The 12,148-nt window shown below is 67.7% G+C and carries 10 protein-coding genes; 4 read left to right on the plus strand and 6 right to left on the minus strand.

The features are described 5' to 3' along the window. Window positions 1-7: 7 nt before the first annotated feature. Together ACFUEJ_RS08975 and ACFUEJ_RS08980 are read left to right on the plus strand one after the other, a co-directional pair. Window positions 8-1,432 (plus strand): class II fumarate hydratase, encoded by a 1,425-nt coding sequence (locus ACFUEJ_RS08975; RefSeq protein WP_388028742.1) that lies wholly within the window; start codon window positions 8-10, stop codon window positions 1,430-1,432. A gap of 5 nt (window positions 1,433-1,437) precedes the next feature. Further along, a complete protein-coding gene (locus tag ACFUEJ_RS08980; protein ID WP_388028745.1) occupies window positions 1,438-2,124 on the plus strand; it encodes a PIG-L deacetylase family protein in 687 nt (228 codons plus the stop codon). A gap of 366 nt (window positions 2,125-2,490) precedes the next feature. Here ACFUEJ_RS08980 and ACFUEJ_RS08985 read toward each other — a convergent pair whose 3' ends face one another. After that, the gene (locus tag ACFUEJ_RS08985; protein ID WP_388028748.1) at window positions 2,491-4,209 is read right to left on the minus strand and encodes a GAF domain-containing sensor histidine kinase; all 1,719 of its coding nucleotides are present in this window, start codon (window positions 4,207-4,209) and stop codon (window positions 2,491-2,493) included. A 171-nt stretch (window positions 4,210-4,380) separates the two neighbouring features. Between ACFUEJ_RS08985 and ACFUEJ_RS08990 the strand changes: the two genes are divergently transcribed. Together ACFUEJ_RS08990 and ACFUEJ_RS08995 are read left to right on the plus strand one after the other, a co-directional pair. Then, complete coding sequence (locus tag ACFUEJ_RS08990; protein WP_388028750.1) at window positions 4,381-5,028, plus strand: response regulator; 648 nt, start codon at window positions 4,381-4,383, stop codon at window positions 5,026-5,028. A 187-nt stretch (window positions 5,029-5,215) separates the two neighbouring features. Continuing rightward, entirely contained in the window at window positions 5,216-5,434 is a 219-nt protein-coding gene (locus ACFUEJ_RS08995) for a hypothetical protein (protein WP_388028752.1), read from the plus strand. Here ACFUEJ_RS08995 and ACFUEJ_RS09000 read toward each other — a convergent pair. From ACFUEJ_RS09000 to ACFUEJ_RS09020, 5 genes are all read right to left on the minus strand, one after another. Further along, complete coding sequence (locus ACFUEJ_RS09000) at window positions 5,422-6,396, minus strand: L,D-transpeptidase (protein ID WP_388028755.1); 975 nt, start codon at window positions 6,394-6,396, stop codon at window positions 5,422-5,424. The genes ACFUEJ_RS08995 and ACFUEJ_RS09000 overlap by 13 nt on opposite strands. Before the next feature lie 560 nt (window positions 6,397-6,956). Further along, on the minus strand, window positions 6,957-8,249 hold the full coding sequence (locus tag ACFUEJ_RS09005) for a PhoH family protein (protein WP_058250725.1): 1,293 nt from the start codon (window positions 8,247-8,249) through the stop codon (window positions 6,957-6,959). Window positions 8,250-8,591: 342 nt separating this feature from the next. Further along, a complete protein-coding gene (locus ACFUEJ_RS09010) occupies window positions 8,592-9,458 on the minus strand; it encodes an acyl-ACP desaturase (protein WP_388028758.1) in 867 nt (288 codons plus the stop codon). A gap of 43 nt (window positions 9,459-9,501) precedes the next feature. Next, window positions 9,502-10,809, minus strand: a complete 1,308-nt coding sequence (gene glyA / locus ACFUEJ_RS09015; protein WP_388028761.1) for a serine hydroxymethyltransferase — start codon at window positions 10,807-10,809, stop codon at window positions 9,502-9,504. A 79-nt stretch (window positions 10,810-10,888) separates the two neighbouring features. After that, window positions 10,889-12,130 carry a DUF885 domain-containing protein gene (locus tag ACFUEJ_RS09020; RefSeq protein WP_388028764.1) on the minus strand — a complete coding sequence of 414 codons (1,242 nt, stop codon included), beginning with the start codon at window positions 12,128-12,130 and terminating at the stop codon, window positions 10,889-10,891. Window positions 12,131-12,148: the final 18 nt, after the last annotated feature.

The following is a 12,148-nucleotide window of genomic DNA, read 5'->3' on the forward strand; positions in this document are numbered from 1 at the left end:
CACGCCGATGACCGAGGACACACAGACCGACGCGCAGGGCGAGCAGTACCGCATCGAGCACGACACCATGGGCGAGGTCCGGGTACCCGTCGACGCCCTGTGGCGGGCACAGACGCAGCGTGCCGTGGAGAACTTCCCGATCAGCGGACGCCCCCTCGAACGGACGCAGATCCGGTCGATGGGACTGCTGAAGGCGGCCTGCGCCACCGTCAACGCCGACCTCGGTCTCCTCGACAAGGAGAAGGCCGACGCGATCGTCGCCGCGGCCACCGAGATCGCGGACGGACGCCACGACCACCAATTCCCGATCGACGTGTTCCAGACCGGTTCGGGCACCAGCTCGAACATGAACACCAACGAGGTCATCGCGTCGATCGCCAAGTCCAACGGCGTCGAGGTGCATCCGAACGACCACGTCAACATGTCCCAGTCGTCCAACGACACCTTCCCGACGGCGACGCACGTCGCCGCCACCGAGGCCGCCGTCACCGACCTGATCCCGGCGCTCGAACATCTGCAGAAGACGTTGGCGGACAAGGCAACCGAATGGCGTGAGGTCGTGAAGAGCGGGCGCACGCATCTGATGGACGCGGTACCGGTCACGCTCGGACAGGAGTTCGGCGGTTACGCGCGTCAGGTCGAGGCCGGCATCGAGCGCATCACCGCCGCCCTCCCGCGCGTCGGCGAACTGCCCATCGGCGGTACCGCGGTCGGCACCGGCCTCAATGCGCCAGATGGCTTCGGCACCAAGGTGGTCGCCGAACTCGTGTCGCTCACCGGCGTCGAGTCACTCACCCTCGCGAAGGACAACTTCGAGGCGCAGGCGGCCCGTGACGGGCTCGTCGAACTCTCCGGCCAGTTGAAGACGATCGCGGTGTCGCTGACCAAGATCGCCAACGACGTCCGCTGGATGGGCTCGGGTCCGCTCACCGGGCTCGGCGAGATCCTGCTCCCCGACCTGCAGCCGGGCAGTTCCATCATGCCGGGCAAGGTCAATCCCGTTCTGCCCGAAGCTGTCACGCAGGTGGCGGCGCAGGTCATCGGCAACGACGCCGCAGTCACCTGGGGCGGCGGCAACGGCGCCTTCGAACTCAACGTCTACATCCCGATGATGGCGCGCAACGTCCTCGAGTCCCTCAAGCTGCTCGCGAACGTCTCGCGGCTGTTCGCCGACCGCTGTATCTCCGGTCTCCAGGCCAACACCGAGCGGTTGCGCACGCTCGCGGAGAGTTCGCCGTCGATCGTCACCCCCCTCAACAGCGCCATCGGCTACGAGGAGGCAGCGGCCGTCGCCAAGCAGGCGCTGAGGGAGGGCAAGACCATCCGCGAGACCGTCCTCGACCGCGGCCTGGTCGGCGACAAGCTGACCGAGGACGAACTGGACGCCCGGCTCGACGTGCTGAAGATGGCCAATCTCGATCGGGAGCGCTGAGAACCGTGACGGCGCAGTTGCTCCCCTTCCCCACCGACTGGCAGACCGCGCTCGTGCTCGTCGCCCACCCCGACGACCCCGAGTACGGGATGGCGGCGGCCGTCGCCCGCTGGACCGGCGAGGGCCGCCGCGTCGTCTACGCGCTGGCCTCCAGCGGCGAGCGGGGCATCGAAGGTCTGCCGCCCGCCGAGTGCGGCCCCCTGCGGGAAGCGGAGCAGCGCGCGTCCGCGTCGATCGTCGGCGTGGACGAGGTGGAGTTCTGGGGGTTCCCCGACAGCGACATCCGCAACGTGCCGGAGTTGCGGGACAAGATCACCGAGACCGTCGAACGCGTGCGGCCGCAGGTGATCGTCTCGCTCTTCGGTGGACCCGAGTGGGCGCCGGGCATGCCCAATCAGCGCGACCACATGGAGTTCGCCGCGGCGGTCCTCGAGGCCTACGACGCCCTGGAAGCCCCGCCGTCGTGGTTGTTCGAGAACGGTCCGGCGGCGACACACGGCGTCGAGGTCGAGGAGCAACTCGACGCGGCCGTTCGAGCACTCGCCGCCCACGACCGCTACCTCTCCGTCCTCGATCCGGACACCCCGGTCCTCGACCAGGCGCGGGCGCAGATCGAGATGGCGACCGCGCCGCGAGACGGCGATGCCCGTCATGTGACCGGCTTCGAGCTCAAACGGGGTCGGCCCGCCTGAGCCGGCACGACCCGCCGCGCATCAGCAGCGGCTGCGGCGGCAGCGGCGACGTCCCGACGTTTCCTTGGCCCCTCGGATCGGTGACCTTCGGCCCCTCCCGGCGGGCGCGCCGTCGGTGGATGGTGTGAGGGTCAATTTCTCCGCACACAGTCGGAGCAAGCTCTCCCAGGGGGACCGTCATCACTCTCACGGCCGTTCTCGTCGCTTTCCTCGCCGCATTCGCCGTCTGCGCGATCATCGGATTGTCCGTGTGGCTGCTCGTGCTCTTCGGCGTGCTCACCGGACTCCAAACGGTCGCCTGGCTGACCGAACGCATGTCGGCATGGCGACTACCGGCCGAGGCGGACGCCCCCTAGTGGTGTGTCACTAGAGCTGCGCCGACCACCGCAGCGCGAGACCGCCGCCCGGCGGCGGGGTCGTCGTGAACGTCCCGCCGGCCTTCTCGGCCCGGAGCGCGAGGTTGGCCAGACCGCTCGGAGTCACGTCCGCCGGCAGCCCGATGCCGTTGTCGATGACCTCGACGACCAGCTCGTCGGCGACCGTGATCGACACCGTCACCGTCGTGGCCCGGGCGTGCTTCACGACGTTGCTGACCGCCTCGCGTATCACCGCGACGACATTCTCGGCCAACGGGCGATCGACCACCGACAGCGGACCCGAGGTCCGCACGTGCATCTGGATCGGCAGGTCGTCGATCTGCTGGTCGATGACCTCCTGCACACGCTGGCGCAACCTCGTGACCGTCATGTCCTCGGTCTGGAGGTCGAAGATGGTCGAGCGCACCTCCTGGACGATGTCCTGGAGGTTGTTGATCGATCGGGTGAGCCGCGAGCGGATATCGGGTGAGTGGGTGCGCTGCAGCGTCGCCTGCAGGCTGAGGCCCTCGGCGAAGATCCGCTGGATCACGTGATCGTGGAGGTCGCGCGCGATGCGCTCCCGGTCTTCGAGCACGCGCATGTGGTGGGCCTGCAACGTCGCGGTGGCCAGTTGCATCGCGAGTGCGGCCTGGTCGGCGAAGTCGGCGCTCAGTCCGAGGAGATCCCGGGCGAACGGCTCCCGCCCGTCGGCCCGCATGGCGATCAACACGCCCCTCGTGGATTCGACGGTGCGCAGCGGGGCGGCCATGACCGGCCCGTAGCGCGTCGAATCGCCGACCTCGTACTCCAGGTGATTTCGGAGCACGGGCCGGCGCTGCACGAAGGCCGTCCCCGACGTCGACCCGGCGATGGGGATGCTCTGGCCGCGGAAGACGTGTCCGTCTTCTCCCTCGGCGACCGTGATCACCAGTTCGTCGATCAGTTCCACGGATTCTTCGGTGTCGTGGGGCTCGGCGATGAAGACCAGGTCGGCATCGGCCAGGGTCAGCACCTTCCGCGCGATCTGCTCGAGGACGTCTTGATGATCGGCGCCGGTCAGCAACTCGGTCATCACGTCGCGGTTGGCCTCGATCCAGGCCAGCTGGTTCTGCGCCTGCGCGTAGAGCCGGGCGTTGTCGATCGCGATCCCGGCAGCCGAGGCCAGTGCCTGGATGACCACCTCGTCGTCCTCGGTGAAGACGCCGCCGTTCCTCTTCTCGGTCAGATAGAGATTGCCGAAGACCTCGTCGCGGACCCGGATCGGCGTGCCCAGGAAACTCGTCATCGGCGGGTGGTTGGCGGGGAAACCCACTGATTCGGGGTGCTTGGACAGGTCGGACAACCGCAGGAGCTCGGGCTGGTCGATGAGCTGACCGAGGACGCCGCCACCGGTGGGCAGGTCGCCGATGAGTACCCGGGTCTCGGCGTCGATGCCCTGGGAGAGGAACGCGGACAGGTGATGCCCGCTCCCGAGCACGCCCAGCGCCCCGTACTCGGCGTCGACGAGACGGATCGCCGACGCCACGATCGATTCGAGAGTGGTTTCCAGATCGAGTCCGGAACTGACGACCAGCATCGCCTGCAGGAGCCCGTCGGTCTGATCGCGTACGTCGGCGATCTGGCTGATCCGTTCGGAGACCTCGTCGAGCAGTTCGCGCAAACGCATCTGCGACAGCGCTTTCTGCAATTCGAGCGATCTCGGATCCAGTTCCGAGAATTCGGAAACCATGTACCGGATCATAGTCAGGTTCATTTCCGGGTGCTGCGCTTCGGGTTCGAACGCGGTTTCGCTCGGGTTGGGACACGAGCGATGACATTTGGTTAGACCTGCACACATTCGTCGAATTCGTCCGGCCCGTCCTACAATCCGATTCAGGTGTCCGATCCGGAGGGAGACGGCATGATCAGGGTTTTCCTGGTGGACGACCACGAAATCGTCCGACGGGGACTCGTCGAGTTGCTCGACTCCGTTTCCGAGGTGGAGGTCGTCGGCGAGGCCGCCACCGTCGCGCAGGCGCTCGCGCGCATTCCCGCGGTGTCTCCGGATGTCGCCGTGCTCGACGTCCGGCTTCCGGACGGCAACGGCATCGAATTGTGCCGTGAGCTTCTCAGCAGAGTGGACGGCCTGCGTTGCCTCATGCTGACCTCACTGACCGACGACGAGGCGATGATGGACGCCATCCTGGCCGGGGCCAGCGGATACGTCATCAAGGACATCACCGGGATGGAACTGGCGCGGGCGATCGCCGAGGTGGGCGCCGGCCGGTCTCTGCTCGACAATCGCGCCGCGGCGGCGTTGATGGATCGGCTACGCGCCCGGCAGGACGCCGCGGAACCGACAGACGACGGACTCAGCGAGCAGGATCGGACGCTGCTGGCCCTCCTCGGCGAGGGCCTGACCAACCGGCAGATCGCCGCGCGGATGCATCTCGCCGAGAAGACCGTCAAGAACTATGTCTCGCGACTGCTCGGCAGGCTCGGCATGGAGCGCCGGACCCAGGCGGCGGTGTACGCGGCGAAGACCGCGAACCGCGACCGACGACGCTGAAGCGCCGCGCGGGGGGCCACGCGGAGGGGTCGATCGAACGATGTGTCATTCGACTCTTGAGATCTACATCACATAAGCTGACACTGAAATGGTCGCTCGTCCGACTGGGAGGGCTCTCGGACGAGTGCGGCCCGACGCCCGAACCGTGACAGAGAGATCCATCGAGATGACAGTTGTTTCCGCTTTCGTGGAAACCGGAACTTCCCCCTCCGACCGGCACTGCGGCAGTTGCGGACGCGCGTTCGCGATCCGTACGCCGCTCCGCCAGTCCGACCTGGACGATCTCGCCCGGGTCAACGGGTGGCACATCGGCACCGAGGCCACGTGGTGCCCCGGCTGCCGATGTGCCCGGATGAGTTTGTCCGACGTTCGCGCCCGGCCCGGCCGGACCGATCAGCCCGCCTGACCGCCGAGCCCGAAGAGGGCCGGAACCACGCCGACGAGCTGCGAGAGCAGACCGGTCAGGACGTCGGCACCCGGAACACCCGAGGTGGTGGGAGGCGTCGTCCCCGGCGTCGTGCCCGGAGCGGTTTGAGGGGTTGCTCCGGGCGCGTCGCCCGCGGGTGCACCCTGGTTGACACCGATGGTGATCTTCGGGTTCTTGGCCGGATCGAGCCACACGAGGATCTGTTTCATCAGCTCGCGTTCGATCGCGACGCAGCCCATCGTCGGTTCACCGTTCGTCACGTGGAGGAACATCGCCGACGCCCGACCCGGGGTGCGTTGCGGGTTGTGCGCGATGTTGACCGCGTAGTCGTAGACCGGTCCGGAGTTGTAGAGGTTCTCACTGTCCCCGCCGGGGCTCTGCGGCTGACGCACGTGAGTGTTGTAGGTCGGCGACGTCATATTCGAGTCCCACCAGTCCTGCTGGTCGACCTTGCGATACGGCATCTTGGTCCCGGGATTCTCCGCACGGCCGAAAGCCTGGTCGAGCGGGAAGGTGCCCTGCGGGGTCCGGTGGACGTTGTCCTTCGGCTCGCCCATGCCCAGCGAACCGAGGTAGGCCTTCGTCGGGCCGATGACGGGTTTCCAACTGCCGTCGGCGCCCCGGTCGAAGGCCGTCAGGGCGGCGGTGGTGTCGGACGCCTTCGGCGCGGTCACCACGATCATCTGGCTCGTCGGCCCACCCGCCCCGGGTACACCGGCACCGCCGGTGCCGTCGTCCGACCCGGTCCCACCGGCGAGCTGGTCGAGAATGCCGTCGAGCAGCGGCATGCCCGACCCGGGCGTCGTTCCCGGACTCGGTGTGGTGGACGTCCCCGGCGTGGATGTCTCGGGTGTAGTTGTCTCTGGGGCGGCGACCGACTGCCCGGCGCCGCCGACAACCGCGGCGAGCACCGCGATCACCAGCAGTCCCAACAGTCTCATTCGCCTCATCAGTAACTTCTGCACCATGCCAGTCTGACAGTGCGCAAGAGATGATGAGTCACGTCCTGGTCACGGTGCGGTTCGGATCGGGTGTCGGCGACGCGCCGGTCGGCGTATGGACAGAAGCCGGATTCACGCGCTCGAGGTCGATTTCTCGATACGAAAACACAGAATTGCCATGATTCGAGATGCAGTACAAAAACACATTCGGCAATTTCATCTGAGAAATAGGTCGAATTCTCATGGACTTTGTTTGCGCGTTTGTTATCAGATCATTACTGTTGCGAACGACGGCGTCGAATAGAGGCGGCCGTCGGAAACGGATAGCCATTCGATTAAGGGAGAACAATGACATCCTTGGAGAACGTCGAACTGCTCACCGCCATCGTCGACCTCTTGAATTCGCTCCGCGACTTCACCCCGATCGAACCGCCGACCGCCTGATCTGACACGCGAGGGCCGCGTCGACTCCTTTCCGGAGTCGACGCGGCCTTCGTGTAGCGGGCGGCGAAATCCCCACGGCCACCGAGCAACTGGAACCCAGAGGTCGGCGCTCGGCCCTACGGCGCGAACTCCTCGAGCATCTCGGTCACGAGTGCGGCGATCGGCGACCGCTCGCTGCGGGTGAGCGTGATGTGCGCGAAGAGCGGGTGTCCCTTCAGCTTTTCGATGACCGCGGCGACGCCGTCGTGGCGGCCCACCCGAAGATTGTCACGTTGCGCGACGTCGTGGGTCAGCACCACGCGAGATCCCGACCCCAGGCGGGAGAGAACGGTGAGCAACACGTTGCGTTCCAGCGACTGCGCCTCGTCGACGATGACGAACGAATCGTGCAGCGACCGCCCGCGGATGTGCGTCAGTGGCAGCACCTCCAGCATGCCGCGGCTCAAGACCTCGTCGATGACCTCCGGCGACGCGAGCCCCTCCAGCGTGTCGAAGACCGCCTGTGCCCACGGACCCATCTTGTCGGACTCGCTGCCGGGCAGATAGCCGAGCTGTTGTCCGCCGACGGCGTACAGCGGCCGGAACACGACGACCTTCCGCTGGGTACGCCGTTCCAGGACCGCTTCCAGGCCCGCACAGAGCGCGAGCGCCGATTTTCCGGTACCGGCCTTGCCGCCGAGCGAGACGATCCCCACGCTTTCGTCGAGGAGCAGGTCGAGGGCGACCCGCTGCTCGGCCGACCGTCCGTGCAGTCCGAAGGCCTCGCGGTCGCCGCGGACCAGTTGCACCCGCTTGTCCGCGTTCACCCGGCCCAGGGCACTCGACGTGGCGCTGAGCAGCCGAACACCGGTGTGACACGGCAGTTCGCGTGCCTCGTCGAGGTCGACGACGCCCTCGGCGAACAACGTGTCGACCGTGGCGGTGGCGACATCGAGTTCGGTCATGCCCGACCACCCCGAGACCACGACATCCTGCGCGTGGTATTCGTCGGCGGCCAGGCCCACCGCGCCGGCCTTCACGCGCAGCGGCGTGTCCTTGGACACGAGGGTCACGTCCTTGCCCTCGGCGCGCAGGTTCAGCGCACAGGCGAGGATGCGGGAGTCGTTCGAGTCGGTGCGGAAGCCGGCGGGCAGCACTGCGGGGTCGGTGTGGTTGAGCTCCACCTGGAGGGTGCCTCCCTCGTCGCCGATCTCGAGCGGCAGGTCGAGCCGGCCGTGTTCGAGTCGCATGTCGTCGAGCATGCGCAACGCCTCACGCGCGAACCAGCCGAGTTCGTGGTGGTGACGTTTGCCCTCGAGTTCGCTGATGACCACCAGTGGCAGCACGACGTGGTGTTCGGCGAAACGCATGACCGCCCAGGGATCGGACAGCAGCACGGAGGTATCGAGGACGTAGGTGCGTGTGGTCACGTGGGGCTCCTACGTTCGTGCGGCTCCCGCACAAACCAGTGTTGGTCGACCGGCCGGTCCAGTTGTCCGTTGTCCCGGCGTCAGCCGAGGTGGACGAGGACCGGGGCCGGTCCCCTCGCGTTGCTCGCACAAACCACGAATTGAACCTCCCGAACGAACCGCTTCCCCGCGGTCCGTCACTCGCCAACGTACGCGCGGAAATCGGTGGCGGCGCGCCGGAATCCGGTGTGTCGGCGTGAATTGTGGGTAAACCGCCGTATCGTTTCCACCGGAGACGCAACACGGCGCCACCAGGACTTTCGTCGTCCCGGTGGCGCCGTGTTCGTACTGGGGCGCGAGTCGTCAGCGGCCGGTGCGAGCGAGGATGCGGGTGCGCGCGGCCTCCGCCTCCTCGCCGAGACCGGAGACGGTGTCGAGCTTGACCGCGTCGGCCAGGGCCGCCGCGATGGCCGCCTTCACCTCGGCGTTCTCGTAGTCGGCGATGAGCGCGCGCTCGGCGTCGAAGTCGGCGATGTCGTGGCCGATCGGCTCGTCGAGGGCCAGCGCCCGGTCGATGGCGAGAACGGTGGCGTCCTGGTCGGCGACAATGCCGGCGTTGAGGAACGCCCCGAAGGTGGTGGCCTGGCCCTGGTCGTCGTTGGAGATCCTCGTCAGGATCTCCACGAGCGCCTCGTCGCCGGCGACCGCCGACAGGCGCTTGATGAAGTGGACGCACTGATTCTCGTGTACCGCCATCAGCGCGAGCACGTCGAGCGGACCGAGTGGCTCGACCTGCTCCGGCGTCTGCCGATACCCCTGCGTGACGTGGATGCGACGACGCTCCTCGGCGTCCACCGGATCGATCGCGCGCCGGACGACGAGGTAGTCGCGCAGGACGATCGCGTGGCGGTTGTCCTCGGCGGTCCACACGCCCACGAGCTGCCGCCAGTCGGAGAAGGCCGGGAAGTGTTTGGCCAGCACCCGGTGGTACGACGGCAGGTTGTCCTTCGTCAGCAGGAGGGCGAGCAGTCCCGCACGTGCCTCATCGGACAGGAAGGCCTCCGACGGATCGAAATCCGCTCCGCCGAGGAACCCGAAGTTGCGTCCGTCGTCCCACGGCACCCAGTCGTGCGGATTCCACGGAGCCGCGGCCGACTGGTGGTCTTCGGCGATCTCGGGAAGAGCCTTCTCGAGCGCGATGATCAGGTCGTCTTCAGTGAGGGCGTTCATCGCTGAAAGGATACGGACGCGCCGCCGGAACAGGCAATCCAGGTCAGATCCGGCTCATCAGGCCCCACTCCTCGAGACCGTCGTAGAGCGGGAAGTCGAGCGCGAGCTTGGACACGCGACCACGCAAGGCCGAGACGTCGGCGGCGTCGCCGGCCGCGAGCGCGGTGGCGATGATGTCGGCGACCTCGGTGAACTGTTCGTCGCCGAAGCCGCGGGTGGCCAGCGCCGGGGTGCCGATGCGCAGACCCGAGGTGACCATCGGCGGTCGCGGATCGAACGGCACCGCATTGCGATTGACGGTGATGCCGACCTGATGCAGCAGGTCCTCGGCCTGTTGGCCGTCGAGGGCGCTGTTCCGCAGATCGACGAGCACGAGGTGGACGTCGGTACCGCCGGTCAGGACCGAGACGCCGGCCGCGGCCACATCCGAGCCGTTGAGGCGTTCGGCGAGAAGCCGCGCCCCGGACAGGGTGCGCCGCTGGCGCTCGGCGAATTCGTCGGTGGCGGCGATCTTCAGGGCCACCGCCTTACCGGCGATCGCGTGCATGAGCGGCCCGCCCTGCTGACCGGGGAACACCGCCGAGTTCAGCTTCTTGGCCCACTCCTGCTTGGCCAGGATGATCCCCGAACGCGGGCCGCCGAGGGTCTTGTGCACGGTCGAGGACACGACGTCGGCATGCGGGACCGGCGACGGATGTAGGCCGGCGGCGACGAGACCGGCGAAGTGGGCCATGTCGACCCAGAGGTGTGCGCCGACCTCGTCGGCGACGGAGCGGAACGCCTCGAAGTCGAGCGTGCGCGGGTAGGCCGACCACCCGGCGACGATGACCTTCGGTTTGACGTCGAGGGCGATCTTGCGCACCTCGTCCATGTCGATGCGGAAGTCCTCTTTGCTCACGCCGTAGAAGGCGTTCTCGTAGAGCTTGCCGGAGAAGTTCAGGCGCATGCCGTGGGTGAGATGACCGCCGTGCGCGAGGTCGAGACCGAGCATGGTCTCCCCCGGCTCCATCAGGGCCTGCAGCACCGCGGCGTTGGCCTGGGCACCCGAATGCGGTTGCACGTTCGCGAAATCGGCACCGAACAGCTCCTTCGCCCGGTTGCGGGCGATGTCCTCGACGACGTCGACGTACTCGCACCCGCCGTAGTAGCGACGTCCCGGGTAACCCTCGGCGTACTTGTTGGTCAGCACGCTGCCCTGGGCCTGCAGCACCGCACGCGGCACGAAGTTCTCCGAGGCGATCATCTCGAGGGTGTCCCGCTGGCGGCTGAGTTCACCGTTCATGGCGGCGGCGACGTCGGGGTCGAGCTCGGCCAGGGACATCGAGTTCAGGGATGACGGGTTCGCGGTCATGCCCCGATTCTAGGCACCGAGTTCGCGCCGCAGACTCGCCGCCCGCTCCCTGAGGAGTCCCGGAGCCTGCGGAGGGGCGTCACGAAGGGTGTGCCAGTTCGCGCCGCAGACTCGCCGGGATGAGCGGCTCGTCGAGCAGACGCCCGAACGCGGCGGCGCGGTCGTCGGCCGTGTCGAGCCACGCCTCGAGCAATCGGTATCCCTCGACGTAGGTGCTGATGTACGCGCGCCAGAGCGGCGAGGTGAGGAATCGCAGCATCTGCCGGGCCCGTTCCTCGGGTGCGAGAAGCCAGCGCCGGAGATGTTCGGCGACGGTGTCGGCGTCGGCATGGCGGTCGTGCAGCAGCAGCGCGGCGTCCTGACGAACGCCGAGGAGCCCGGCTGTGGCGCGTCCGACGCCCATCGCCCGCCCGGCATCGAAGCGGAGTCCGAGGTCGGCGTAGATCTCCTGTGCCCACGTTCCCCACTCGGGACCGACGATCGCGGCCAGCGCGTGGTCGGCGAGGCCCTCGGCCATCAGGCACTGCGGGGTGTTGACCAGGAAGATCGACTGCTCGTCGTGCCCGGCGCCGACGAGCACCTGCTCTTTTCGGCAGTGCTCGGTGTGGTGTCCGGGGTAGGCCTCGTGCGCGATGAGCGCGGGCAACGAGGACGTGTACTGCGTGAGATCGGCATTGATGGCGACGCGTGAGCGATAGTTGCCGAGGTAGTAGTTGAATCCCGACCACGGCTTGTCGGTGACGACCTCGAACTCCACGATCTCGTTGTCCGGCAACGGATATGCGGACCGAACTCGTTCGCGGAGCGCGCTGCTGAAGGCGCGGACACACTCGTCGACCCGCTCGGGCGGGATCTCGTCGGCACGCCGGTGCGCGGCGTAGATGTCCCGGAGCTCGTCGCCGGTGGCGCCCGGGACGCCGAGGGCCTCCGCCAGGTCGGCGTGCGCCTGCCGATACCGGTCGGGGTCGGCCATCGCGATGTCGACGTCGAAGTAGGCGCGGACCTCGTCGACGAATCCGACGTCGTCGCCGGCGAACTTGCGCGCCGAGCACTCCAGCGCGCGCAGGTGGGCGCCGACGAACTCGGCGCGCTGCGCGTCGAGCGCGCCGGGCAGGTCGGCGAGCAGGCCACGAGCCCGGTCTGCGAGCCGGGCGGGATCGGGTGCGGGCGCGTTCTCGACCTCCGCCTTCAGCGCAGGATCGCCGGTGTAGGCATCGACGAAGCCCCGTTCGAGGCGATCGAAGGCGAGGCCGAGGCGGAGGTACTCGGCCACCAACGGGTCCGAGGCGTGGTCGGTGTCGGCGACGGTCGGGGACGGCATACCGGCAGGCTACCGATC

This window comes from Gordonia sp. NPDC057258 (assembly GCF_042668985.1).
GTDB lineage: Bacteria > Actinomycetota > Actinomycetes > Mycobacteriales > Mycobacteriaceae > Gordonia > Gordonia hongkongensis.

Coding starts and splice junctions, on each gene's coding strand:
- ACFUEJ_RS08985 (WP_388028748.1), bottom strand. CDS start 4,209: ATGGTTTCCGAATTCTCGGAACTGGATCCGAGATCGCTCGAATTGCAG.
- ACFUEJ_RS08975 (WP_388028742.1), top strand. CDS start 8: ATGACCGAGGACACACAGACCGACGCGCAGGGCGAGCAGTACCGCATC.
- glyA (WP_388028761.1), bottom strand. CDS start 10,809: ATGACCGCGAACCCGTCATCCCTGAACTCGATGTCCCTGGCCGAGCTC.
- ACFUEJ_RS09020 (WP_388028764.1), bottom strand. CDS start 12,130: ATGCCGTCCCCGACCGTCGCCGACACCGACCACGCCTCGGACCCGTTG.
- ACFUEJ_RS09000 (WP_388028755.1), bottom strand. CDS start 6,396: ATGAGACTGTTGGGACTGCTGGTGATCGCGGTGCTCGCCGCGGTTGTC.
- ACFUEJ_RS08990 (WP_388028750.1), top strand. CDS start 4,381: ATGATCAGGGTTTTCCTGGTGGACGACCACGAAATCGTCCGACGGGGA.
- ACFUEJ_RS09010 (WP_388028758.1), bottom strand. CDS start 9,458: ATGAACGCCCTCACTGAAGACGACCTGATCATCGCGCTCGAGAAGGCT.